This window comes from Scytonema sp. UIC 10036 (assembly GCF_009725235.1).
This window is the reverse complement of record NZ_WJFC01000106.1, coordinates 1-25618: the sequence shown is the minus strand read 5'-3', so window position 1 is coordinate 25618 and position 25618 is coordinate 1. Positions and strand designations below refer to the sequence as shown.

At 39.5% G+C, this 25618-nt stretch carries 20 protein-coding genes; 16 read left to right on the top strand and 4 right to left on the bottom strand.

The window, feature by feature from the left end:
• Nucleotides 1-265 precede the first annotated feature (265 nt).
• The 12 genes from F7734_RS36390 (at nt 266) to F7734_RS36335 (ending at nt 12319) form a co-directional block, all read left to right on the top strand.
• Nucleotides 266-466, top strand: a complete 201-nt coding sequence (locus tag F7734_RS36390) for a hypothetical protein (protein WP_155749354.1) — start codon at nt 266-268, stop codon at nt 464-466.
• A 186-nt stretch (nt 467-652) separates the two neighbouring features.
• Nucleotides 653-856: a hypothetical protein gene (locus F7734_RS36385; RefSeq protein ID WP_155749353.1), complete on the top strand. Its 204-nt coding sequence runs from the start codon at nt 653-655 to the stop codon at nt 854-856.
• 176 nt (nt 857-1032) lie between these two features.
• Nucleotides 1033-1200 carry a hypothetical protein gene (locus tag F7734_RS36380; RefSeq protein WP_155749352.1) on the top strand — a complete coding sequence of 56 codons (168 nt, stop codon included), beginning with the start codon at nt 1033-1035 and terminating at the stop codon, nt 1198-1200.
• A gap of 168 nt (nt 1201-1368) precedes the next feature.
• A complete protein-coding gene (locus F7734_RS36375; protein WP_155749351.1) occupies nt 1369-1572 on the top strand; it encodes a hypothetical protein in 204 nt (67 codons plus the stop codon).
• 131 nt (nt 1573-1703) lie between these two features.
• Nucleotides 1704-1940: a hypothetical protein gene (locus F7734_RS36370; RefSeq protein WP_155749350.1), complete on the top strand. Its 237-nt coding sequence runs from the start codon at nt 1704-1706 to the stop codon at nt 1938-1940.
• A gap of 1008 nt (nt 1941-2948) precedes the next feature.
• Nucleotides 2949-3176, top strand: coding sequence for a hypothetical protein (locus F7734_RS36365; protein WP_155749349.1), 228 nt, complete (start codon nt 2949-2951; stop codon nt 3174-3176).
• Between the two features lie 447 nt (nt 3177-3623).
• Nucleotides 3624-5774, top strand: coding sequence for a peptidase domain-containing ABC transporter (locus F7734_RS36360; RefSeq protein ID WP_155749367.1), 2151 nt, complete (start codon nt 3624-3626; stop codon nt 5772-5774).
• Between the two features lie 77 nt (nt 5775-5851).
• Complete coding sequence (locus tag F7734_RS36355) at nt 5852-7255, top strand: HlyD family efflux transporter periplasmic adaptor subunit (protein ID WP_155749348.1); 1404 nt, start codon at nt 5852-5854, stop codon at nt 7253-7255.
• Between the two features lie 293 nt (nt 7256-7548).
• The gene (locus F7734_RS36350; RefSeq protein ID WP_155749347.1) at nt 7549-8217 is read left to right on the top strand and encodes a hypothetical protein; all 669 of its coding nucleotides are present in this window, start codon (nt 7549-7551) and stop codon (nt 8215-8217) included.
• Nucleotides 8218-8302: 85 nt separating this feature from the next.
• The gene (locus F7734_RS36345) at nt 8303-8989 is read left to right on the top strand and encodes a response regulator transcription factor (RefSeq protein ID WP_155749346.1); all 687 of its coding nucleotides are present in this window, start codon (nt 8303-8305) and stop codon (nt 8987-8989) included.
• Nucleotides 8990-9376: 387 nt separating this feature from the next.
• The gene (locus F7734_RS36340) at nt 9377-11251 is read left to right on the top strand and encodes a CHASE2 domain-containing protein (RefSeq protein WP_155749345.1); all 1875 of its coding nucleotides are present in this window, start codon (nt 9377-9379) and stop codon (nt 11249-11251) included.
• Nucleotides 11252-11629: 378 nt separating this feature from the next.
• Nucleotides 11630-12319: a DUF928 domain-containing protein gene (locus F7734_RS36335; RefSeq protein WP_243147282.1), complete on the top strand. Its 690-nt coding sequence runs from the start codon at nt 11630-11632 to the stop codon at nt 12317-12319.
• 631 nt (nt 12320-12950) lie between these two features.
• Here F7734_RS36335 and F7734_RS36330 read toward each other — a convergent pair.
• A complete protein-coding gene (locus tag F7734_RS36330) occupies nt 12951-14264 on the bottom strand; it encodes a CHAT domain-containing protein (RefSeq protein WP_243147281.1) in 1314 nt (437 codons plus the stop codon).
• Between the two features lie 765 nt (nt 14265-15029).
• Here F7734_RS36330 and F7734_RS36325 point away from each other — a divergent pair.
• Nucleotides 15030-15977 (top strand): ribonuclease Z, encoded by a 948-nt coding sequence (locus F7734_RS36325; RefSeq protein WP_166482375.1) that lies wholly within the window; start codon nt 15030-15032, stop codon nt 15975-15977.
• Between the two features lie 40 nt (nt 15978-16017).
• On the opposite strand, the gene F7734_RS36320 is transcribed toward F7734_RS36325, so the two are convergent.
• Complete coding sequence (locus F7734_RS36320) at nt 16018-17448, bottom strand: ATP-binding protein (protein WP_155749342.1); 1431 nt, start codon at nt 17446-17448, stop codon at nt 16018-16020.
• 899 nt (nt 17449-18347) lie between these two features.
• Here F7734_RS36320 and F7734_RS36315 point away from each other — a divergent pair.
• On the top strand, nt 18348-20615 hold the full coding sequence (locus F7734_RS36315; RefSeq protein WP_347566347.1) for a Wzz/FepE/Etk N-terminal domain-containing protein: 2268 nt from the start codon (nt 18348-18350) through the stop codon (nt 20613-20615).
• Here the strand turns inward: F7734_RS36315 and F7734_RS36310 are convergent.
• Nucleotides 20606-21253 carry a sigma-70 family RNA polymerase sigma factor gene (locus tag F7734_RS36310; RefSeq protein ID WP_155749340.1) on the bottom strand — a complete coding sequence of 216 codons (648 nt, stop codon included), beginning with the start codon at nt 21251-21253 and terminating at the stop codon, nt 20606-20608. The two genes, F7734_RS36315 and F7734_RS36310, sit on opposite strands and share 10 nt — an antisense overlap.
• Nucleotides 21254-21395: 142 nt before the next feature.
• Nucleotides 21396-24521, bottom strand: a complete 3126-nt coding sequence (locus F7734_RS36305) for an MFS transporter (RefSeq protein ID WP_155749339.1) — start codon at nt 24519-24521, stop codon at nt 21396-21398.
• Nucleotides 24522-25118: 597 nt separating this feature from the next.
• Between F7734_RS36305 and F7734_RS36300 the strand changes: the two genes are divergently transcribed.
• The gene (locus tag F7734_RS36300) at nt 25119-25322 is read left to right on the top strand and encodes a chlorophyll a/b-binding protein (protein ID WP_038082463.1); all 204 of its coding nucleotides are present in this window, start codon (nt 25119-25121) and stop codon (nt 25320-25322) included.
• A gap of 138 nt (nt 25323-25460) precedes the next feature.
• Nucleotides 25461-25618, top strand: a 158-nt coding sequence (locus F7734_RS36295) for a chlorophyll a/b-binding protein (protein WP_155749338.1), incomplete at its 3' end; no start/stop codon positions are given.

The following is a 25618-nucleotide window of genomic DNA, read 5'->3' as shown; positions in this document are numbered from 1 at the left end:
ATACTTCCAGTGCATTAGCTAGCATTTTTTTCGGGAGCATCCCAATAAACTATAGTTTGTAGGTGTATTTTTCGGAAATATAACACTTCGTAATCGTGAAATAGTCTTTTCTCAAGCTGGTAACTAACTTTACATAAAGTGTTAATGCATTACCTATTGATTGACGAATATATTGTTAATCAAGCGATAAGTTGAACGGCAAACAACAAAGCAATCAACTAGGAGCTTGAAGTAAACAAATAATTTACCAGTAGGACTAAAGATCATGCAAGTTGAAAATAAGGTTCTGTTTTCCGAAATCTCTGCTGAAGAATCTGCTACCGTTAGCGGTGGTGTTGAGGTTGACTTTAACCTTCCAGGCTACCTCTTCATAATTGGCGCTGGTACAGTTTTTGGTCAGCCTGGATTGACACCTGACGAACTTCAGTTTGCATTTGAAACTGCTGTTCAAGTAGCAACCATTTAGTATTAGGGAATACTTCAAGACTACTCAGAAAAGCTTCAAACACAACTAAGTAGTTTTGAATGTTCCACGCAAGATGGAGGAATAAGGGGCTGAGAACTAGTATTCTTGGGCTTCCATTCCAAGAAACGATCGACAATCTTTAAATAGAAGTTACTCTAAACATTTAAATCACAGGAGTTACCAACCATGCAAGCTATCGAAAATAAGGTTCTGTTTTCCGAAATCTCTGCTGAAGAATCTGCTACCGTTAGCGGTGGTGTTGATGTTGACTTTAACCTTCCTGGCTACCTCTTCATAATTGGTGCAGCTACAGTTTTTGGTCAGCCTGGAGTGTCACCAGCTGAACTTCAGTTTGCATTTGAAACTGCTGTTCAAGTAGAAACTATTTAATGATTGAAAGACTTGAGAAAGTTCTGTCAATCATTACAGGCTTTCCAAACTTACTTAGAAAGGCTTTAAAGATAACTGAGTAAGTGTATAAAGTTCTGAATACTGAAATATGTAATTGTGTTTCAGTATTTAGACTTATTCGTTAACCGCAGTGTATGGACAAATAGGCGGTAAAAATGGAAGCAACTACAACAACCTCACTTTTCTCAACACTGAGTAAAGAAGAGTCTGCTGTTGTTTCAGGTGGCAAATATAAATGGAAACCTTTGAAAGATGGCTCGATCGTTATCCTAGATGCATTTGATAACCCACTTATAGAATTTAATCCTCTACAGTGGTCATAGAGAATTTGAATTTACCAAACGGTTTCATCATGCAAATCTAACTCTCTTTTAGAAGTTTAATGTAGAGTAAAGCCTACCTGAGTTATCGGACACTTCTACTCATTTGCTTGGAAAATTCAGGCAAATATTCAACTTAAAAAACAAATTGCAACATAGGAGCTATTCATCATGAAAGCTATTGACAAGAATGTACTATTTGCTGAAATCTCTGCTGAAGAATCTGCTACTGTTAGCGGTGGTCTTGATGTTGACTTTAACCTTCCTGGCTACCTCTTCATAATTGGCGCAGCTACAGTTTTTGGTCAGCCTGGATTGTCCCCAGCCGAACTTCAGTTTGCATTTGAAACTGCTGTTCAAGTAGAAACTATCTAGTCATTGATAAATTTGGAGAAAAGTCTATACAATTCTCTAGATTTTTAACTAAATACTGAAACATTTAATAATGTTTCAGTATTTAGCTTCATAAATAAAATGCAAATAAAGCGATAGATGGGTAGTAAAAAATGACACAGATAAATAAGACAAATTCATTGTTTACAGAACTTGTAGCAGAAGATTGTGTTGCTGTTTCTGGAGGACAGATTATAGGAGGAGTTTACTTAGAAATAAACAAGATTTTGGATAAGTTAGCGAACGCTGAACCTAATCCAAGCGATCATAGTTTACCGCCAGCCAATGGTAAATTGTCTGGGGACGAAAGGATTTGGTTAAACCTGTTTCTAAATAAGTTTGGTGAGTAAGATTACTGCCACTCAAATTTTGGTTTTAACGCACAATTGTTCAATGTGTAGAGATATGCCATGGCTAGTCTTTACAGAGATTATGACTCAAGTAAAAAAAACAAAATTTTATTGAAAACTGGAACATCGTTATGATGCTCCAGTTTCTAGTTTCTTTATATAAAAAATGGAAAAAACTACACGGCTCACTTTTTGCATAATTCTTTAGTAAGACTTATTTGCTATCTAAAGAACTTTTCAAGCCTCTGACCAATTCACGAACTACATCACTCTCAATACTTGTCGGTTAAGCTTAAACAATGAAATTACGTAGGTTGGGTTGAGGAACGAAACCCAACATTTACAAATATTTGTTGGGTTTCACACACGGTAAACCCAACCTACAAAAACTCTCAGCCCTTGCAGTATTGACATCACTCTTAGTTCTATCAGTTTTTAAGCAGTATTCTTCAAGCAGTTTTTGCTCGTCTGGTGATAGCTGAATACAAAGGTTTTTAGCATTTTTTCTAGACATAGGTATTGACATACGGAATACTATTCCAGTAGCATAACATTAGACGATCTAAATTGCTCTTCTTGAGATATACAAAATATCGTAGAGCATAGACCAATGTAAAAATTAAAAGACATAAAGATAGATAAAGTTATCTTTTGTTATTGAATTGCTTAAATATTCCTGCTTAGAAAGGTGCAGATATACATCTGTGTGTGACTTCTTAGTGAAATCAATATTTGCTACTACTAAGCAATGCGCTCCCAGGATTTAAGCAAGCAGGTATCTAGCTCTAAAACACTACCTAGAAAGGTAGGAACTTTGTAGAATCAATAAAAGCTTTCTTGTTTCTAATTGTGAAGAACATGAACTAAGCCGCTAGGGTTGTGTTTGCCAAATATCTCGCATAACTAAAAGTTTAGAATAGAGGGTCGTGAATAAAAAATCATGGCTGTCGTTTTTGCTTTTAAGTTACCAGACCTGCATTCCATCAAACATATTAAAAAGTAAAAGCAATGAAAGAACACCATCCACTTTTTACAGAAATTTCTTCACAAGAAGCATCTACAGTAAGCGGAGGACGCTCTCGTGTGGGTTTCGATCTAGATACTTATATGTTTATATTAGGTGCTGGGGTATTATTTGGTAATCCTGGCTTGACTCCAGAAGAAATCCAGTTTGCTTGGGAACAGGCGTTCATATTTGACACTCGGAGTCACAAAAAGAAAAAACGCTGGACATAACTTTCACTAGGAAGTACGGAAGCAATACTGCTCGGATTTTGGTTTGGACGCATGATTTTCTAATATGTAGAGACTAGCATGGCTAGTCTTGACAGAGATGGCGGCTCTTTCATGTAGTTTCCGGCAATAATCATTTCTGAAATATGTAATCTTTTTTTCTGTCAAAGGTAGTCGAATTGGCACAAAACGTTAATGCGATACTCTTAAACTTCCTCTATTGTGTAATTTGATGCAAAAAGCAGAAAAATTGACAAAAATGGTTGTGGCTACATGGACGAAATTTGCCTGCGTAAGCTTGTGCAGAATTGGCACGTGCGGGCTTTGTTTGTGTAGCCTTGTTTTTATAGTGTATGGGCTACTCATACGTGTCAGGGTACTCTTAATGCGTCATACGACCAAACACCTTTGAATAACAAACAGGAAAATCAAAGCAAGCATTATATCTTTATGAAATACGCTCACGTTTTACAACACAGTGAAGAAGATTGCGGTGCTGCTTGTCTAGCATCAGTTGCCAAACATTATGGACGTAATTTCACCCTAAATCACATCCGTGAAGTGGTTGGCACTGGACAATTAGGTACAACTTTATTGGGGTTGAAACGAGGAGCTGAAACCCTAGGTTTTAATGCTCGCCCAGTTAAAACTTCACCAGAACTTATCGATCGCATGAATGAAGCACCTTTACCAGCGATCGTTCATTGGAAAGGAAATCACTGGGTTGTTTTGTACGGCAAAAAAGGTAAGAAATGTGTTGTTGCCGATCCTGCAGTAGGTATCCGTTATCTAACTGAGAAAGAGATAGCAGATGGTTGGAAAGACTGGTTAATGCTTTTACTAGAACCAGATCCAATTCGCTTTTTTGCACAAGAAAATGATAAAGTCTCAGGATTTGAGCGTTTCTTCAAACGAGTTTGGATTTTTCGTAAAATTCTGGCGCAAGCATTACCTTTAAACTTGATTTTAGGATTGCTCTCTCTCGCTTCGCCTTTTTTGCTACAAATCCTTACAGATGATGTACTGGTTAGAGGTGATACAAAGCTGTTGACGACTGTGGCGATCGCTGTAGTTGTCATGAATCTTATTTCTAGCAGCATTACCTGGGTACAATCTAACTTAATCGCTCATTTTGCACAAAGATTACAATTAGGGCTGGTTCTAGAATTTGGGCGACAAATTTTGAGACTGCCTCTGTCTTACTACGAATCCCGACGTAGTGGGGAAATTGTCAGCCGCTTACGGGATATCGATCAAATCAATCGTCTCGTTTCTCAAGTTGTTGTCACTCTACCTAGCAAAATTTTTATTGCAGCAGTTTCTTTCGGTATCATGATTTTCTATAGTTGGAAGTTGACTGTAGTGGCTATATTCATCGCTATAATGATGACCACATCTACAATTATCTTCCAACCAACTTTGCGGAATAAAACCCGCGAGCTTTTAATTACAGAAGCAGAAACACAAGGTGTTTTAGTAGAAACTTTTAAAGGAGCAATGACTCTTAAAAGTACTACGGCAGCGCCACAGTTTTGGGATGAGTTTCAAAGTAAATTTAGCAGTCTTGCTAGCTTAACGCTCCGGACTATTCAAATCAGTATTGTCAACAACACCTTTTCTAGCTTTGTTTCTGCGATCGGCAGTGTTATTTTGCTTTGGTTTGGTGGCAATTTAGTTATTAACTCAGCAGAAAATCTGAGTATAGGACAACTGCTAGCGTTTAATTCCATGAATGGCAATTTTTTGTCACTGATTGGAACTCTCATTAGCTTTGTAGATGAGTTTACGCGTGCAAAAACTGCTACACAACGCTTAACAGAAGTTATAGATGCAACGCCAGAAAATGAAGGCGATGGTAAGAAACCATATGCTAAAATTTCAGGAAATGCTGACATTGTTTGTACAAATGTCAATTTCCACTATGCAGGTCGAGTAGATTTATTAGAAAACTTTTCTTTAACAATCCCTGGTGGTAAAGTTATTGCTCTCATCGGTAAATCTGGTTGTGGAAAAAGCTCCATGGCTAAACTCATTGCTGGATTATATCCTTTAAGCTCAGGCAGTATTCGCTTGGGAGTTTATGATATATACGATTTGTCTCTCGATTGTCTCAGGCAACAGGTAGTTTTAGTTCCTCAAGACGCTCATTTTTGGAGTCGTTCTATTATCGAAAATTTCCGCTTAGGCTCGCCCCATCTTAGTTTTGAACAGATTGTGAGAGCTTGTCAAGTTGCAGGAGCTGATGAATTTATCAGTAAACTACCTGACAAATATCAAACCATACTAGGAGAGTTTGGTGCCAATATTTCTGGCGGACAGCGTCAGCGATTGGCGATCGCACGAGCTATTGCCACAGATCCAGCAGTTTTGATTTTGGATGAATCCACCGCTGGATTAGATCCAGTCAGTGAGTCACAAGTTTTGGATCGACTGTTAAAACACCGTCAAGGAAAAACCACAATTATGATTACTCACCGTCCTAGAGTAATTAACCGAGCAGATTGGGTGATTTTATTAGAGCAAGGTAAGTTAAAACTTCAAGGTTCTGTGGAAGAATTGCTCTCTCTCGAAGGAGAGCATCGAGAATTTTTAATTCCCTAAAGTTGGCAAGATTGCTAGTAGTTAGTAGTTATAAACTACTGACCATTAGCCACTCACTTTATTACGAGGTAATATCTATGCTCTCTACCGAAAATCAAAAATTATTTCCTTCCATTAGCAGTGAAGAACTTCTTCCTCCTGTTAGTCCGTGGACATCTTTAGTAGGAATCACTCTTGTAGGAACTGTTGGTGCAGGAATCAGTCTTGCTTCCTCTGTAAAATACAACGTAACCGTGAAAGCACCAGCAAACGTGCGTCCCGTTGGAGAAATTCGTCTTGTACAACCATTTATTGAAGGAACTATTAAAAATATTTTTGTTCAAGAAAATCAGGTTGTTAAAAGAGGAGACATCATCGCTCGTATTGATGATTTAGAACTTCATGTCAAAAATAGTCAGTTGCGTTCAAGTATCCAAGAAGGAAATTTACAAATCACACAAATTGATGCACAAATTAGCGCTTTAGACAATCAAATTAAAGCGGAAAAAAAAGTTATAGAAAGGACAATTGCTTCTGCTAAAGCCGATTTAGCACGCAATCAACGGGAGTATAAAGAGCAGCAAATTAAAACGGAAAATGAATTACTAGCAGCTGAGGCAAATTTAAAAAAAGCTGAGTCAGACTTGGAGAAAACAAAAGCAGCTTTAGAATTTGCTAAAAGAGAACGCGATCGCTATCAACAACTTGTAGACGAAGGTGCAGTCGCCGAGCGTGAGGTGGATCAAAAACGTCTTTCTGTAGAACAGGCAGAATCATCAGTCAAAGCAGAACACGAGTCTGTAGATATTGCTAGAGCTAATGTTCGGAAAGCTATGGCTGCTATCAATCCAAGTCAAGCAACAGTGGAGATTGCTCAAGAAAGAATTGCTCAAGAAGCAGCTAGAGGGACAGCAAGCATTTCTGCTTTCTTAAGAGAAAAAAATGCTCTTATCCAGCGACGAATTGAGATGCGAAATCAAGTTAGACAAACTCAGAAGGAAATCCAAAAAAATAACATTAAAATAGAAGATAGTGTTATTCGTGCTACTAGTGATGGTACCATTCTTAAGCTAAATTTACGCAATCCCGGTCAAGTATTGCGTCTATCAGAACCCGTTGCTGAAATTGTGCCTCAGAATGCACCTTTAGTTATCAAGGCAATGGTTCCTGTTACTGAAGTTAAGAATGTCGAAGTAGGTCAAGACGTGCATCTGCGAATCGATGCCTGTCCTTACCCTGATTACGGGACTCTCAAAGGTGTTGTCAAAAGCATTTCTCCAGACGTGATTACACCTCAATCTAATCCAAACGGGCAAGGTCATGCAGCATCTACTTTGAGCTATTTTGAGGCAACTATTCAACCTGAAGCGCTTTCCTTTGGAAGTTCTAATCATCAATGTCGCATCCAAGCTGGCATGAATACCTCAGCTGACATTATTTCTAAAGAAGAAACAGCAATGCAATACTTACTCAGGAAGGCAAGGTTAATTACGGATTTGTAAGTGTTATGTGTTATATAATCTTCAGGAGCAAATCTGGCATTACGTAATAGTACTTTTTGTAGGTTGTTTTAAACAAAACACTCTTAAAGTTGTGTACACTTAGACAAAATACAGTTTTCGGAAATGAAAATTGCTTGTTATTGGAATGATTTTGTCCGGTTTAGACAAGATACTTGACGTAAATCAGTCATGTGCTCAACATATTTTTTCCTTACGCTAGGAAAAAGCCGACATAGCGATTTCCTGTGAGTCATCAATTGTGTACGCAAATTGTGCTTCTTGTTGTCTATATTATGACCCTCCTTTGGTTTGTTACTTACTATCAAAGGACTCAACAAGCATTACGTTGGTGGTCTTTTAGACAATCCATGAAACTTTTTCTAGAAGCAGAAAAAATTCGAGACGACTTATTGCAAGAGTCGTTTACAATACGTCGCAGCCTAGAGTTACTTCCGGAAGATAATGTGGAGTTTTCACTCACCACAACTCAAGAGTGCTTGAAAAAAATTGATAGTTTTCATCAATCGCTAGCACAATTGAGCGATCGCTTATTCTCGGCGTACCTTCCTGAAGGTTTACCTTTAGCTATTGAATTTTTACTACAGTCATGGTTGGCATCTAATTCCCATCTCTATTTTAGGCTTGATGTACCAACGTACTGGCAAGATGAGCCAGCCGAACGCAGTTTGGTGATCTTAACAACTTTAGAAGAATTATTGAGAATAGTTTTGCCTGAAGTGTCAACACAAATGATATCTGTCTATGTAGGCTTAAATCAACAGGAAAGCAATCGGCAACTTACAGTAGAAATAACTTATCCTGATTTACCTACATTTTTCATGTTTTCTAGTATACCAGAAATAAAATATCTTTGCAATACTTTTAAAATTTTAACATCAGGAAAATGCTTTTGTCGCAACAACAATCTGAGTATTATTTGGTCTTTTTGCTGGTATGGGTAACAACAGTTATCCATTCTCAGTCAAGAAGTTACAGTAGTAACTGATAGTTGATAACTCATTGAGTAACAAACAGCGAGGATAAACCATGACGAGCCAAGGTTTATTAGAAACAAAACAAGAACTGCTGAAAATCCTTGTGATCGATGACCATGAATCTGTTTTGGCTGGCACAATTCCAGTGATACGCAAACAATATCCAAATGCTGAAATTTCCACGGCGCAAACGGCTGAAACTGTCCTCAGTCATATCAAAGACTCGCAACCAGACCTTGTTGTCATGGATATTTCTATCCCAGCAAAATTTGGAGCACCAGCACGGACTGAAACAGGTATCCAATTGCTCCGAACTTTGATGAAGCAATACTCAACTTTGAATCTTGTCGTCCAAAGCGCTCATGTCAAAACCCTTGTGCGTATTAGACCGGAAATTGACGCTCACAAGGGAGGCTTTACAGTTGCTGATAAAAGTCTTTCCAGTCAAGAAATGTTAACTAGAGTTGAGTGGGCGTTACAGGGATTGACGCATACCAAAGACATCAAAGGTATGCAAAGAGGTTTTGAAGTCAAACCAGAGTGGCTCAAGGTGCTGACTTTAGCCTTTGAAGAAGGATTGCAAGATAAGGCGATTGCAGAACGGATATGTGTCTCAGAGCGAATGGTACGCCATTATTGGACTAAACTGCAAGATGCTTTGGATGTATATCCTGAAGAGGGGAAAAACATCCGGATTCAAACCGAAATGCGAGCTAGAGAAGAAGGATTAATTGATTGACAAGCTCTGCTAAGAAGACCAGAAAATTGAGAAAACTCAGTAAGTTCATAGAAAACCCTTTTAAACTTCTTCAAATGTGTAAATTTCTGTAAAACGAAGAGAAGAGAAATGCTGTATCAATACTGCAAGGGCTTTCGGAAATTGTAGGTTGGGCTTTCCCCGTGTAGAAACGCAACAAATGTCTATAAATGTTGGGTTTCGTTCCTCAACCCAACTTACGTGTTTTCGTATTTTTAGGCTTAAGCGACAAGTATTGAATGCTGTATTACTTCGGTAGCTTGAGAAAAAATAGGAGTTAATTTTTCCGGAAGCAATGCACACAACTGGTAATGGTTAACTAAGGATTTCCTGCAATAACCATGACCGTACATTGAATTTCGGGGCACTATGCATCTTGGCGTCTGGAAAAACATCAAAGATGAAATTACCGTTTGGAGTACAGGTGCATTGACGGGAATGATATTTATTGGGCTAGCGATCGCAGTCCGCATGACTGGATCGTTTCAGTATTTAGAGTGGCTAGCTCTTGACAGTCTTTTGCGCCTGCGTCCTTCTGAATCTGTAGACGAGAGAATTCTCATTGTAGAAGTCAAGGAAGAAGATATACACAGTCTCAAAACTTACCCAGTACCAGATCGAGAGTTAGCTACACTGTTGTTAAATATACAGGCGTATAACCCTAGAGTTATTGGTCTTGATATTCACAGAGATTTACCAGTTAACCCCGGTCGTACAGAACTGAATGCAGCATTCAAGAGTCTTAAAAATTTAATTGTTATTGAAAAAGTTTTGCCCATTAAAGTCGAGCCACCATCGGGTATGCGTCCCGAACAAGTTGGTTTTGCAGATCAAATCCCAGATAGTGATGGCAAATTAAGACGTAGTTTGTTGGGAACACCTACACCAAAAGGTTATAAATTTTCTTTATCTTTACGTCTAGTAGAAGCTTACTTGGCTCGTGAAGGTCTATTCTTAGAAAATGGCATCCGAGATCGCCATGCTATGAGGTTTGGTAACACAGAACTACCCCGCTTTTTGCCTAATTCAGGAGGATATGTCAGATCTGATGCAGGTGGAGTTCAAGTACTTCTAAACTATCGGAGTGGTCGAGCAAGATTCAGAACAATTTCGTTGAATGATATCAAAACAAAAAACTTTAATCCAGATTGGATACGCGATCGCATAGTCATTGTTGGAATCACTGCACCCAGTGTCAAAGATTACATCATGACTGCTGCAACTACACCTAATGACAATGTACCTGGACGCATTTCTGGAGTTGAAATTCAAGCTCATGCTTGTTCCCAAATTATTAGTGCAGTACTTGATTCCAGACCACTCCTACAAACTTGGTCAGATGAGTGGGAGTACTTGTGGATAATTTGTTGGGGTATATTGGGTATTCTTCTTGCCAGATTGAGTCAATCTCCATCAGTCCATCTTTTAGCTGTTGGTATTGCTAGCACTAACCTCATGGCTATAGGTTATTTGTTCCTTGTTTGGGGGTGGTGGGTTCCAGTTGTACCCACTGTACTGGTGCTAGTTTTTAATGGTGTGGGGCTGACAGCCTTATTTCAATACAACAAAGGCTTGCGATCTAGAATGAATGCTCGTCAAGCAATTATTGAGCATACTTTTGAAACTATTCACAACGGACCCCTGCAAACTTTAGCCAGAATTTTAAGACGGGTTCGAGATCGAGACTCGCAGCCACAAGAATTGCTTCCACAACTAGAAAAAGAACTGGAGAAAGTTAATTGTGAACTTCGGGGAATTTATCAATTTTTACAAAGAGACCCCCTGACTCAAGAGAATAGTCTTTACATAGGGAAGAATCTGGAAATAAATTTGCAAGACCCTATTCATGAAGTTCTCTATCAAGTTTACAACTACACTCTACAGCGAGACTTTCCGTGCTTTGAAACCCTCAAATTTAAGATTCGTACATTTGAACCAATAGAAAATTGTCTCTTAAGTGTTGAACAAAAAAGGGGTTTGTGTCGATTTCTAGAAGAAGCTTTATGCAATGTTGGCAAACACGCTACAGGCGTCACTCGTCTCGAAGTGACTTGCACTGCATTTAAAGGTTGGTACACTTTGAGAATTGTAGATGATGGCTTGGGTATCAACTCGTATAAAGAAGGTCGGGGAACACAGCAGTTTGAGTATATAGCCCGACAGTTCAAAGGTAAATTTAGGCGAGAGTCTCTTTTGAAAAAAGGAACTCTGTGCGAGCTATCTTGGCCAATAGCAAAATTTTAGTGAAGCTAATGTAAATAATTTCCAGGGAGAATAAAGACAAACTCAAGTATTTTAAGTGTTCTTAAGAGTTAGACAAAATTATAAATTTTTATAAAAATCTTGTTGATTAAATTCTAATAACACGAGCAAAGAAAAAAATTAGCCATAGGAAAAAATTAGAGATACTTTATAAAGTAAACATTAAGACACTACACAATACATGGGAATTTAAGATTTATTTTATCAATGACCTCTTACACAAAAATATAAACTAACAGGAAAAATAATTTAGTGAGAAGGGTATAGTTTTTTGTAGAATTGTAGTGAACTGCAAGTATAATTCACAGACCTTTATAAAATTGATTAATAAATTTCAATGCAAACCCGGAGGAAATGCTTATGAATATTCATATGCTGGGCTTGTTGCATAAACTTATAAAGACAACACTAATCGCAAGTTGTGTCGTAGCCACAGTCTTTAGTCTGGCTCAGGCTGCACGAGCTGGATACCGACCACCTCAGGATCAAAAACCGCCGAGTGGCTATACAGATTCATCTGGTGTGAGAGGAGGTTGCCATATCGCTGGCGCTCTTTCCCTAACCTTACTTGCTCCTGTAACTCATGTTGGACAAACTGTTTCTTCCCACCCAACCTTTGTTTGGTTTGTACCTTACGACCAACAATTACCTTTAGAATTCACTCTCTATGAATTTGACACGAATAACCGACCCAGTAAGCTAGCGTATAAGCAGCAGTTACAGAGTTCTTCAGGAGTTATGAAGCTCTCACTACCACAGGAAAAGCAAGGTTTAATCACTGGTAAACGCTATCTATGGCAAGTGGAAACCTTATGCGATCGCGATCGTCCATCACACAATTTACTGGTTAGGGCAGAAATTGAAGTCGTACAAATATCATCCACTTTGAGAGTGGCACTTGCTAACCATCAAGAAAAACTCCAAAAAGTGACTCTCTATGCAGAAGCTGGTTTGTGGTACGATGCCATGACCGAGGCGTTAGCGCTGACGGAAAATGGACAACAAATAGGAAAAGTAGCAGCCAGTTTGATACAAGATTTAGCTCAGTAAAGAATAGGGATTGGGGACTGGGAAATCAATCACTCTGCCAGACCAATGCCAATACTTGTCGGTTAAGCCTAAAAATACAAAAATACGTAGGTTGGGGAGCCACTCACATGCTCTGGTTTCCAGAGTTGAGTGAAGTGGCGTTTGAGGAACGAAACCCAACATTTACAGACATTTGTTGGGTTTACCACAGATTTACCCAACCTACAAAAATTCTCAGATCTTGCAGTATTGAGACCAATCCTTGTTTCATCTGTTCCAAAGTAAAAAAGTACTTAATAGTTAATGATTCTGGGACAACAAGTAAAAGATGGCAAAGCTGACAACTAGAAGTTGGCAAAAATTTAGGCTGTAATGCTTATTATGAGCGTTGATATTCTAAGGTAGAAAAGCCAAGGAAGAATAAAAACAGACAACTGAAGTAAAAAAAGAGATTTGAGCAGTCATAAAGAATCAAAAATGGTATCAAAAGCTATTTTCAATAAAAAGCAATAAGAATGAGAGACATTCTATGATTGTTTGTAAATCAATAATGAGCTTGAATATCCAAATTATTAATTTTCCTAATATATGAGAGAATAAACCTAAATTATTGACATAGAGTGAGAGCTATTAATCAAGTGTCCCAGACCATCTAGAGCCAGTTGCCTATCAGGATGAATGGTGCCCAGTAGTAGGGATGCGCGTACACTTTACCAGTTGCAATCATCGCCTGCTGTGCTTTTTGCAAAGCCTCTGCTTTAGAGATTCCTGCTTGACTCCACTCCTTGTAAAATTTGGTAACTAAGGTTTCCGTAGCAGCATCGTTAACCGACCAAAGAGAAGCTAAAGCACTTTTTACACCAGCTTTGACTGCAACCCCAGCTAGACCAAAAATGGCATTTTTATCGCCAATGGCAGTTTCGCAGGCAGTTAATGCTAGTAATTCCACTAAATTGGCACCATGAGAGACATCTTGAATTAAAGTACCTAGATCGATAATAGTGAGTTTTTGATTATTGCCTGTGACAAGAAAAGTCTCCTCAGGAACAATACCAAATTCACCATGAGTGGCAATATGAATAATTGGGTAACTTTTTTTGCGAAGTTCTGCGTGTAACCTCAGAGGTGTAAAATCTTCATCTAACAATAGCTTGCTTCCTGGAATTTGCACCACAACTTGGTAAATTTCGTGCTGGATGTTGGTTAAAGCTTTGTATATTCGACCATCAACTGTTGCATCTTTCGTTAGCCCTACAGCAAGAGCTCGCAGATTTTTACGGTTCACTTTTTGAGTATTTGTGAGACTTAAGCCAGGAGTTGTAGCAATAGCGTACTTTTGAATCAAAAATTTCTTACCATCATGCAAAGCTGCCATTGGTACGCCTCGCAGTATTTCATCTTGAATGAAAACTAAAGTTTTAATATGGAATGATTCTAAATCATTGGCAAACGGACGAATTATCCAATCGTAAAGTTTTTGAGCTTGCTTGGGATCGTAAATTATGTCACTGCGTCTTTCTAGCCCAATCTGGAACTCATTAATTTCTTTTCTCAAATTTTGATAGTTAATATCTATCCACGTCCATTTCTTTTTTTTATGAGGAAGATTCAAGACGATCGCAGTACGGTCTTTCAAGATAACTGAGTAAACCAGGGCAGTAGCCTGACTCCCATCTACTAAATCAATTCTTGTTTTATCAAATTTTAAGGAGAGAAAATTTTTATGAAAGTAATTGTTAAACTCGGTAATTTTCAAATTTTCAATAGCATTAATAACTTGTGTCAAATTTTGACTGGTATCATTCTTGCTTTTCCTATTTCTATTTTCGATATTTTCTGAATTTAACTTAAGCTCAATCAATCTACGATCTAACTGTTCTACTGTGTTAGAATCTGAGCTATTCATAGCTGAATCTGTGAGATTAACCAACTCTCTAGCTTCAACCAAATTTTCTTTTTCTCCCATGATAAGTAGTACATGAAAGAACAGTAAACTGAATAATAAGCCGTACAGTACCAGAACTTTTAAAAAGTAATGGACATTCAGTGTCTGGTGTTTATTGTGTGCTCTTCCCATACTTTTAAGATTTGACTAAAAGCATTTTGATGCAACAAAGTTAGCTACAGCTAGTGACTGATGACCAGTAGCCAGCATCCAGTGATTGAGTTAACATGAAATATTCCAATCGTTCGGCGATTAACTCAACATGAGCTAATCACCAGTTACATATAAGCTACAAGCCTCTAAATTTATTGATGGATAAAAAGAAATTGATTCATGGTTCAAACTCCCTATAGATTCAGTATGGGGATTAACCGATCGCTTTTATTTGCTTACGAGAGGGAAAGAAAACTTGCTGCAAAAACTTCATCAATTAATAGGAAGACTTAGAATCTAGATCTCCCAAATGCCTTGCTCGTTACTGATAATTTGTCACCAGTCAGTGCTTACAGGTTACCCTATCTATCAATTTAACTGCTATGATTATATTTTTCATCAAGAGTTCGTAAAAATTCTGTAAAAAAGTGAGGCTTAATTACAAAGTTTTTGTATATGCTAAAGCATCGTTACAATAATCCCAAAAATCCAATCAAAAAGTGTGGTATTGATTAATACAAGTTACATCTCCACTACCAACACGTAAAAATCAAGCACAAAATATTTTCTGTTTTCCATGCCACTATAGAAGAAGAAGTGATGAATTCAGCAAGAGGAAGGCAAAATAAGGCTGTGCAGATAACATTTCTAGGGACGAGTTCAGGTGTACCTACGCGAGCGCGCAATGTTTCCAGTGTTGCTTTGAGACTACCGCAACGAGCTCAGTTGTGGTTATTTGACTGTGGCGAAGGAACCCAACATCAAATTCTGCGGAGTGACCTAAAAGTCAGCCAACTGTCCCGAATTTTTATCACCCACATGCACGGCGACCATATTTTTGGTTTAATGGGTCTGCTTGCAAGTTGTGGTTTAGCTGGTAGTGTGGAACGGGTTGACATATACGGTCCGCCCGGATTAAATGATTACCTACAACTCGCTTCGCGACACTCCCACACCCACTTTTCCTTTCCCATCAAAGTTCATGCTGTCCGTCCCGGAGTTGTCTATGAAGATGATGAATTCATCGTGACTTGCAACGCCTTACATCATCGCGTCACCACTTTTGGTTATCGAGTCGCGGAAAAAGATCGTCCCGGACGTTTTGATGTTGAAAAAGCCAAAGAGTTAGAAATTCCGCCCGGACGCATTTACGGACAACTCAAACGTGGTGAAACAGTCACTCTTACAGATGGGCGAGTCATAAATGGCAAAGAATTGTGCGGACCTACAGAAATTGGGCGCAAAATTGCTTACTGTACAGATACAATTTACTGTGACAATGCAGTGGAGTTGGCACAGGACGCTGATGTGTTAATTCATGAAGCCACTTTTGCCCATCAAGATTCCGAGTTAGCTTTTCAGCGCTTGCATTCTACAACAACAATGGCAGCACAGACAGCCTTAGGAGCTAAGGCACATCGGCTCATTATGACACATTTTAGTCCTCGTTATGCTCCAGGAAATTCCATAGAGTTGAAGGATTTACTTGAGGAAGCCCGTGCTATTTTTCCCAAAACAGACATGGCTTATGATTTTATGACCTATGAAGTACCCCGACGGCGAGAGAAAAATGATGAATGATGAAATTTTTATTAATTCATAATTCATAATTCATAATTCATCATTCATAATTCATAGGAATTTTAATGACGAACTCAGCACCCTTTCCGGGTGCTGACTTACAAGTCAATTGTCCACCATGCCTTTCAATAATCTGGTAGCTAATCGACAGTCCCAAACCTGTACCGGAACCTACAGGTTTTGTTGTAAAAAATGGATCGAAGAGTTTGGATTGTACCTCAAGTGAAATACCAGGTCCATTGTCGGCAATGCGAATGACAATTTCGTTGTTTATTGCTTCAGTATGAATGTGAATTGTGGGAGTAGTTATTTGTTCTTTGTCCTTTGTCCTTTGTTCTTCATCCCCTATAAAGGACAAATGACACTTGACCAATGACTCTTCTAAAGCATCAATTGCATTAGTTAAAATATTCATAAACACTTGATTTAACTGTCCGGCGTAGCATTGCACAACAGGCAAATCACCATATTCTTTAATAACTTTGATACTGGGGTTCCGTGACGAACCTTTCAATCGATGTTTCAAAAGTAACAACGTGTTATCCAACCCCTCGTGAATATCTGCCTCAGCCATCTCGGCTTTCTCTAAATGAGAGAAATTCCTTAATAGCAAGACAATTTGCCGGATGCGATCGGCTCCAATAGTCATAGACGAAATGAGTTTGGGCAGATCTTCTTGAATGAAATCAAAATCAATTGCCTTCAAAGTCGCTTCTATTTCTTTAACTGGGTGGGGATAGTAATTCTGATAAAGTTCAACTAAGCTCAGTAAATCCTGCGTGTACTGATTCGCGTGGATGAGATTGGCGTAGATAAAGTTAAGTGGGTTATTGATTTCGTGGGCAACTCCAGCCACAAGTTGACCCAAACCAATCATTTTTTCGTTTTGTATCAATTGCATTTGGGTGCGAGTCAGTTCTTTCATCGCTTGCTCGAGTTGTTCAGCTTTCTGTTGTTCTCGCTGTGTCAGTGCTAAAAGAACTGACTCATTGCGCTTGCGTTCTAACAACCTGACAATTTGACGACTTAAAGTTTGTAGGGTCTGTATTTGCAGCTGAGTTAGTTTGCGGGGAATAAAGTCAAGTACACAAATGGTTCCCAGGGTGTAGCCTTCTTTTGTAATTAATGGCATTCCTGCATAAAAGCGAACGTGTGGTGGCAGAACAACAACTGGATTTTTAGCAAACTTTTTATTCACTAACGTATCTGGGATAATTAACTCATCACCTTTTTGAACAACAAACGGGCAAAAACCAGAGTTAAGTGGTGATTCTGTAAGGGATACGCCAAATTTCGACTTGAACCACTGTCGGTTGTCATCTACAAAAGTAATAAGCGCCACTGGAGTCTGACAAATTTGTGCCGCCAATTTGGTTAAGTCATCAAAATCTGCTTCATCAGGAGTATCAAGGATTCCATACTGATAAAGTATCTTCAGCCGGGATGTTTCATGCAGCAAAGGGATAGGCATTTTATTTCATTGTTTCAGCATCGATTTCAACAATCGCATTCATAAGAGTTAGAGGCAGAAGCCCTTTTCAGGTCAGTGCATCCCAATAATCAAAAGCTGCGCTAAACATCTATCTACAGCGCGAGCTTTACAGTAATTCTTTATTTAGATATCAACATATTGTACACAAATCTTATTTTTGCGATCCATAAAAATCAAATTTTTGAACTCCCTTAATTTACTCTTCCGGAAGTTTTTTAAAAATCTTTATAGATTTTACCAAATCTTTAATTTTTGTGGCTGCTGTATATGATATTACACAAAAACTGAAGATTTCATATAAAAGTATTCATACTCCCTGGGAGTCCCATTCGATGACCGACTCATTATCCGCAAATCTTGAAAGCTTTTTACAAAAACTTTAATTTCCAAAATTAATCAATTCAATATTTCTTTGATTTTTCATTGTTTTCTAGTATGAAAATACACAAATCTAGGAATCATCAATTATTCCTAAAAAACTTTAAGTATTGTAGGTAGGGCTAAAGCCCACTATCAGTCTTAGTTGGTAAGCTTTAGCCCTACCTACATATAGTTAGCTCCTACCCTACATATAGTTGTATAAATAGATTTTTCGGGAACAGCAAAACAATATAAGAAAGATTATTAACAATATGATAAAGATTAAAAGAAAGAGTTGACGAGTTTGATGTTTTAACTTAGGTTGAAATGAAAAAGAAAAATGTTAGAGGTTGGATATTGCAAGTGTTGTCAGCCATATCGAAAATGATTCTTTATTGAAGAGCAAACTCATTGACGCCTCATCTCTTTAGTAAAGAATTATAGTTCAGTAAAAAAACTGACAAATATTTTTCTCACTCTTGTTGGAAAAAATCATTTGATATTAGAGGAACTTGATAGTGACTGATATTGGTTTGGAACGGGGGAAGATAGTTGTAGTACCCCAAAAAAGTACGGTTGAGGTCAAAAAACTCTCTAAACTTCTGGTTCGGCGGCGCAGGCAGATCTTAAGTGTTTACTGCATAGTAATGTCTTTGACAAGCCTTTTGGCTTTTGTGACAAAACCAACGTATCAGAGTTCTATGCAAATAATGGTTACTTCTCAATCTTCTGAGAGAGGGCGGTCAAATTTCCTTCAAGAAGGAGCAGACAACAAAGCTGTTGACCCTACTTTTGAAGTTAGCGATCGCACTTCTCAGTTAGAGCTTCTGCTAAGTTCCAAACTGATACAAAAGGTTGTCAACTCCTTGCGTTCGGATTATCCGGAGCTTACAGTAGAAGATATGCGAGGAACAACAGGTCAACAGGGACGTTTAACTGTCACAAAAGTAGAAAGAAATACAGAAGATAATAAACTTGTAACTGAAATCTTTGAGCTTTCTTACAAAGATAACGATCCAGTTAAATCACAAAAAGTTCTGCTTGCTATACAGAAAGTCTATCAAAATTACAAAATAGAACAGCAAAAAGAACGTTTTTCTAGAGGGCTTTCGTTTCTAAACGAGCGCTTGCCAAAAGTCAGAAAAGAGATGCTTCAAGCTGAGAAAGAATTAGAAAAATTTCGGAGAAAACATAACTTACTCGATCCGGAAATGCAAGGCAAAATTCTTTTAGAATCTCTTGCTGATGTCAGGAAACAGTTAAGATACACTCGCGCCCAACTTCAAGATGCACGGGCGCGGTATAGCAATCTTAAGAAAGAACTAGATTTTTCTCCCAAAAATTCTCTCATTTCCTTTCGCCTGAGTCAATCGCCGAGCTATCAAACGCTCGTCAATGAAATTCAAAAGACAGAATTGGCTTTGACTCAAGAACGACTGCGCTATACAGAAAATTCTCCTGTCGTACAAAAATTAATTCAGCAACGCCAAAACCAAGTGGCTCTTTTACAGGAAGAGATTGAGCAAACGCTAGGGAACAAAACAGAAATACAATCGGATTCCCTACTTAAACAAAAGCAGTTGTTTGCTCCAGAATCTGTCACTATAGAAGCACCTCTAGTCATGAAAGGGCAAATAGTAGGGATAGATTCCAAACTGATGGAAGAGCTTGTACAAGTGCAAACAACTATACTCGGGCTGCGTGCTAATGAAAAGAGTTTAACTGAATCAGAAGCTCAAATTCGGTTGGAGCTTAACAAATATCCTAGTTTGATTGCAGAATACAACCGTCTGTTACCGTTCGTAGAAACTCATCGCAAAACATTCGAGCAACTTATGACAACACAACAATCTTTAGAATTGATGGTTGCTCGGGGAGGGTATGAATTGCAAGTGTTAGAAGAACCCCAACGAGGAGCTTACTTACGCAGCAATAGATTTCTTATCTTACTTATAGGGGCGCTACTTGCTCCAATTTTAGGTATTGGAACGGCTGTACTATCCGAAAGTTTAAGTGATACCATCTCTTCTCCAGAAGATTTGCAAAAGCTAACCGATCTTCGTTTACTGGGAACAATTCCAAATTTACCATCATTAAATATAGAGAAGAGAAAGTTGAGCCTACCTTCTATTGTACAGAAAATACTGACTGGTTCCTTAACAAAAGCTATATGTGACGAAGGTTACCTTTTTTGTTCTCAATCCCATGAAAGCCTTGATATGGCGTACCAGAATATTCAGTTAGGATTTTCTTCTCCCTGCAAGTCTTTCATGTTAACTTCAGCAATCCCAGGAGAAGGTAAATCAACTTTAGCATTGGGGCTTGCAATGAGTGCTGCTCGTATGCATCAGAGGGTATTACTCATCGATGCTCATCTGCGCGAACCTAACCTGCACAAAATCTTGACTCTCTCTAATGATTGGGGATTATCGTTATTATTAGTTGAAGAAACAAACTCTTCTGCCAAACAATATGTTCAACCCGTACATCCCTCCATTGATGTTTTGACTGCTGGACCTATACCAGAAGACTCAGTTAAATTATTAAGTTCTGCACGAATGAAAGAACTGCTGGAGTTTTTTGAGCAAAACTATGACATTGTGCTAGTGGACGCTCCTTCCATTCTCGGAACAGTTAATACCAGACTTATGGCTTCCCACTGCAAAGGGGTTGTGATGGTAGGACGCCTCGGTCAGGTGACTTCTACCGAACTGGTTGAAGCTACGGGAATCTTAAGTCACCTCAATTTAATTGGTATTATTGCCAATGCAGTGTCTTATAAATAACCCTCTTTTTCAGCAAATTTTCGCATACGAGGAAGACATTGCCTTTGATAAAAACTGCTTAATGTAGAAACCGACAAGCCAAATTCTATGGAGAGTTCTTTCCAACCAACTTCTGGTGGTAAGCGTTTCAAAATTAACACTTGACAAGTCACATCAGGGCGACCTTGAATGTGACTGCAACTCAACTCTCCATCAGAATCTGTCTCGACCCATGACCTAATTTCTTCTAAAATGGGAGGAGCATCAGGTTCAGCTGCTAGGTTATCTACAGGGTCGAGAATTTCAGCATCCTCACCCGATCGGGATTGGCTGAAATTTGTAGAAATTGTTCTAGCTTGTTGTCGTTGCTGGTTGCGATAAAAGTCTTGTAATCTACGTCTTAAGTAAACGTTTAGCCAAGTGACAATACTACCTAGTTTGGGATCGTAAGCTTGACCCGTTGTACTTTCACAAAGATTGCGACAAAAGTACAGCCAGGTTTGTTGCAGTGCATCTTGGTAGAAGGGACTGCTTTCTTTCCAGAGTTTACCAGAAGTCAAGCGAATAATTTGTGTTAGCCGTTTCTGACGTTCTAGGCTTCCTGGCGGGTGTCCGCAGGCTTCCTCAACTAATCGGAATAGTTCCTCCAATCGATCCATAGCAAGTTTTTGCAAAGGGAGCAATTTTTAGTATGGATCACAAAGGTAGTTTATAGTACTACCCTCTGTCGCGATATTAACAGTAAAAAAACCTCTCTTGTAAGAGAGGTATTCTTTAGGTAAGCGGAGACAAACTCTTTATTTAAGCAACAGCAACAGCTCCTGCAATTGCGGAAAATGCAGCAGAAACGAGTGCTGTTGTAAACAACCACCAAGCTGCAGATGCTGCTGCTTTTCTGGTTTCTTCTGCTTGACGTTGCGCTTGACGCTTGACTTCTTCTAAGCGGTGCTGTGCTTCTTGTTGTATGCGTTCTGCTCTTTGCAAGACGCTGTTTCTTGCCCGTTCAATTTGGTCTACGATGCGGTTGGCATCGGCTTCTGAAATATCTTCACGGGAACTGAGTATTGCTACTATTGTATCGCGATTGAACGATCCCAAGCGATCGCGCAAAGCTTCAAATCCTGCTTGGGGATCGTCAAATAATTTGCGAACATCGCGTTTAATGCTGTCGTAGTTTAATTCTGGGCGATCTAAGGAGTTGAGGTAATTGCGAATGCGAGCAAAAATTCCCTCAATGACATCTTGAATGCGCCGTTGAATTCCTCGCACTTGTTCGACAAGCTGATCGCGCACTGAAATCATGCTATCTGCAATTCGCGCTGCTTCCTCATCGCTCAAGTCTTCCCGCAGTTTCAGTAGGGTGATGATGGTGGAACGGTCAAATTTGGAAAGGCGATCGCTAAAGCTTTCCAACCCCACACGGGGATCGTGTAACAGGAGTTGTAAATCGCGCTTGATACCTTCGGGGTTCAGTTCTTCCTTCCCACTGAGGCGCAAATACTCTGACATATAAGTTTGGAAATTTTGCACTCTTTGCTGGGTGCGAGTAGCAAGGCGACGGGGCGCACGTACTATATCGCGAACGGTTGTTTGTACGGAATCAATGACCTGATTGACTTGTTCTTCACTCAAGTCTTGGCGCTGACTCAACAACTTCACCAACGTATCTCTATCTATTTGAGACAAACGGCGGCGCAGTGCAACAGCTCCTTCTCTGGGATTTTGCAACAGTCTATTTAAATCCCGTTGAATTCCTTCAGGGTTTAACTCGTTTTTACCAGTGTTTCGCAAGTAATCTGCAATTGTAGTTGTCACAGAGTCGTATTGTGCCTTAGCTTTATCTGCTACGGTTTTTGGTGCATGACGAACGCTATTCCAAGATTGTTCAACAGTATCTAAGATACGGTTTGCTTGCTCTTCGCTCAAGTCTTGCCGTTGAGCGAGTAATTTGACTAAGGTATCGCGGTCAAAACGAGATAAGCGTGCTCTAATTGCGGCAACTCCTGATTGTGGATCGTCCAGCAATCTCTGGAGATCCGTGCGGATGGCATCAGGATTGAGTTCATCTTTACCAGTGTTCCGCAGGTAGGACTTCAAATTCAACCACAGCGTTTCTGCTTGATATCTTGCTTGTTCTGCAATTCCTTGGGATTCGATTAAAACTTGGTCTCTCTGTTTTTCCAACTGGTCAAGAATTGCATCTGCTTCTTCTGGGTAAATGTCATTCCGCTCTAACAGAGTTTCCCGCAATTCCTGGCGGTCAAATTGAGCGAGTCGTCGAGAGAGAGTTTCATGGTCTGCGTCTGGGTCTTCTAACAGGGGTTTGAAATCCCTTTGGATACCTTCTGCGGTTAACTCTGATTTAGGAGTGACTAGGAGATAGCTTTCTACCCGACGTTGCAAGTCTTGTACTATCTCTCTTTCTTCTTCGGCAGTCACTGCAATTATGACTTCCTGACGGACTGCTTCTAAGCGATCGCAAATACGCTGAATTTCTGCTTGAGTCAGCAGACCGCGTTGTTGCAAGATGTTAACGAAATCGCTTCTTTGAATTTGCTCCAACTCTCGCCGCACCGTTCCCGGATCGGCAGCTGCATCGTAAATAACATCACGAAACTCTTGGGCGACTCTATCAGAACTTAGTTGCCAAGTATAAGTGTTGTGGAGGTAATTTTCTATATCAGCACGAATGGGGCTATAAGGCTGCTTTGGTGTGGGCAAGCCTAATTTATCTGCTTGTTCGGATACTTTATCTTTAGCAGTGGTAAGAGCACCTAGAATTTTTTCTACATCTAAGTCAGATAAATCTGTACGTCCCATAACAACACCAGTCAGCGCCGTTATTGCCTGCTGGATTGTCCTCTGAAGCGGACCGGGGGCAGTTTCTTGAGTTGCCCTTTGGTTTGCTTGTTTTGTGGAACGCATTTCTTCGATTAACCGATCCAGCTTGGCATTGAGTTCATCAGTCCTGCTGTGTCCCGGTGGAAGGGATTTGAGATAGTCAGCCAACTCACTAAAGCGGTCTTGCAAGGGTTGTTGCTGACCCACGACTTGTTGCCAAACACCATATAATGTGTCAGCAATGCGGTTAACATCCCGTTTGGACAAGTCAGTACGACTGCTAACTAATTCGACAAATTTTTGGCGGTCAATATTACGAAGCGCTGCACCACCTGCTGCTGTACCACCTGCGATCGCAAGTAGTTGCGGGTCTTTGAGTAAATTTTCAAATTCACCCCGAATCCCAGACAAATCCAGTTCTGGCGGGCGCACCATATCTAAATAGTCTTCCACTCTATCGCGCAGAGTCGCAGGGTCAATAGCGTTACCCAACTCCCGACGCACGGCAGCTGCTGCTGCTTCAGCAGTTGATACGACTTGCTGATTGACAGCCTTCGCTCCCAAAGCAGCAGTTGCAGTCCCCATAATTGACTGTAAGCCGGAAGTCGCCGCATTAACCAAAGAGCCAACTAAGGAACCAACTGTAGTTGAACTCACCCAAACCAGCAGTAAAAAGTACGCTCCCCAAATGACCAAACCAAAAATTGCTCCCAATCCCGGAGTTAAATCCAAAAGACTGAGCTTCACCGCTAAGAAACAAGCAATGGCAAGAGCAATAGTGACAGAAATCACTGTCCACATACCCAGCGCCGTGCCAATTTTGCGAATGGTGCCGCCTACACTTCCCACCTCGCCGTGGTCTTTATCTCCATCTGAGTCAGAGGAACGACCCAAGTAGGAGATACCCGCTGCAACAGAAAGGTTTGTTAAAACCAGTTGCAGGGCAAAAGCCAGGATCACACCAGAGATTAACGCGAAAAAAAAGCGAGGTCCAAACGTGATATCTGGCTGGTTAACAACTGGCTCTTGCGCCACCCAAAAGAATGACTTATATAGTGCCAGTACTACGTGCGTACTATGAAACATTCTAATTCCTTCCTCGTATAGCTCAAGTCAGTGGGAATTCATAAAATTAAAACTATGTTGTAACACCCAACTCTTTATGCTTAGAATCCTGGAATTCTGGTGTTTAAAGCATCCCCCCAAAGTTTGAAAATCGACTGTAGCAAGAGGTAGAAGTTAGTCACCTGACCAGTGACCAGTGACCAGTAACCAGTGACCAGTGACAGTGAATTATCTACTTTCAAGTATAGGAATTTGAAGAATGAATCAAATTTTTGGCAAAAAATAATGATGGAAGTAGCTTGTATGTGGCAGTCGATATATAAACACACTCTGTCATTAATTTAGTCAATTTTTGAAGGGCTGAAAAAAGCAAAATATTCAGATTTCTTAAAGAGGATTTGAGGAAAATAATTTTATATAATGTCATGTTTGTTACATTTATTTACATTTATTTTTTTTGCACTCTCTGTAGGTGGATTTAACTAAAAAAATACAGCCAATCTAATCGTCCGTCAGAGATGGGTGTAGTTTGTTCCCATTGGCAGAAAGCAGGAAAGTTTTAAATAGCTACATTTGGGATACATGGAACGATAAAAGAAAATTAAACGGAGTCAAAAAATGGAAACTCGTCCTGCTACCGATTTACCACCAGTTGCTACAGAATATAACGGCGTTGACCGTAATGCTTTCCTTTTTGGTTGGAATCCTCAAGCTGAGTTGTGGAATGGTCGCTTGGCTATGATTGGTTTCTTAGCTTACTTGCTTTGGGATTTGGCTGGCTTCAGCGTCCTGCGTGATGTATTGCACATCATTGGTTATTAGTTAGTTGTTGGTTGTTAGTTGTTAGTTGTTAGTTGTTGGTTGTTGGTTGTGAGTAGAGGATTAACCACTAACCACTAACCACTAACCACTAACCACTAACCACTAACCGAAAATCTTAATTTTTTGGAGGAAAAAACAATGCAAACTCGTGAAACTCGTCCTGCTACCGATTTACCACCAGTTGCTACAGAATATAACGGCGTTGACCGTAATGCTTTTCTTTTTGGTTGGAATCCTCAAGCTGAGTTGTGGAATGGTCGCTTGGCTATGATTGGTTTCTTAGCTTACTTGCTTTG

Excerpts from the sequence above, each read along its gene's own strand:
- F7734_RS36365 (WP_155749349.1), top strand. The coding sequence starts at position 2,949 with ATGAAAGAACACCATCCACTTTTTACAGAAATTTCTTCACAAGAAGCA.
- F7734_RS36320 (WP_155749342.1), bottom strand. The coding sequence starts at position 17,448 with ATGCCTATCCCTTTGCTGCATGAAACATCCCGGCTGAAGATACTTTAT.
- F7734_RS36345 (WP_155749346.1), top strand. The coding sequence starts at position 8,303 with ATGACGAGCCAAGGTTTATTAGAAACAAAACAAGAACTGCTGAAAATC.
- F7734_RS36300 (WP_038082463.1), top strand. The coding sequence starts at position 25,119 with ATGGAAACTCGTCCTGCTACCGATTTACCACCAGTTGCTACAGAATAT.
- F7734_RS36310 (WP_155749340.1), bottom strand. The coding sequence starts at position 21,253 with ATGGATCGATTGGAGGAACTATTCCGATTAGTTGAGGAAGCCTGCGGA.
- F7734_RS36330 (WP_243147281.1), bottom strand. The coding sequence starts at position 14,264 with ATGGGAGAAAAAGAAAATTTGGTTGAAGCTAGAGAGTTGGTTAATCTC.
- F7734_RS36385 (WP_155749353.1), top strand. The coding sequence starts at position 653 with ATGCAAGCTATCGAAAATAAGGTTCTGTTTTCCGAAATCTCTGCTGAA.
- F7734_RS36355 (WP_155749348.1), top strand. The coding sequence starts at position 5,852 with ATGCTCTCTACCGAAAATCAAAAATTATTTCCTTCCATTAGCAGTGAA.
- F7734_RS36375 (WP_155749351.1), top strand. The coding sequence starts at position 1,369 with ATGAAAGCTATTGACAAGAATGTACTATTTGCTGAAATCTCTGCTGAA.
- F7734_RS36335 (WP_243147282.1), top strand. The coding sequence starts at position 11,630 with ATGAATATTCATATGCTGGGCTTGTTGCATAAACTTATAAAGACAACA.
- F7734_RS36370 (WP_155749350.1), top strand. The coding sequence starts at position 1,704 with ATGACACAGATAAATAAGACAAATTCATTGTTTACAGAACTTGTAGCA.
- F7734_RS36380 (WP_155749352.1), top strand. The coding sequence starts at position 1,033 with ATGGAAGCAACTACAACAACCTCACTTTTCTCAACACTGAGTAAAGAA.
- F7734_RS36340 (WP_155749345.1), top strand. The coding sequence starts at position 9,377 with ATGCATCTTGGCGTCTGGAAAAACATCAAAGATGAAATTACCGTTTGG.
- F7734_RS36360 (WP_155749367.1), top strand. The coding sequence starts at position 3,624 with ATGAAATACGCTCACGTTTTACAACACAGTGAAGAAGATTGCGGTGCT.
- F7734_RS36350 (WP_155749347.1), top strand. The coding sequence starts at position 7,549 with ATGACCCTCCTTTGGTTTGTTACTTACTATCAAAGGACTCAACAAGCA.
- F7734_RS36390 (WP_155749354.1), top strand. The coding sequence starts at position 266 with ATGCAAGTTGAAAATAAGGTTCTGTTTTCCGAAATCTCTGCTGAAGAA.
- F7734_RS36305 (WP_155749339.1), bottom strand. The coding sequence starts at position 24,521 with ATGTTTCATAGTACGCACGTAGTACTGGCACTATATAAGTCATTCTTT.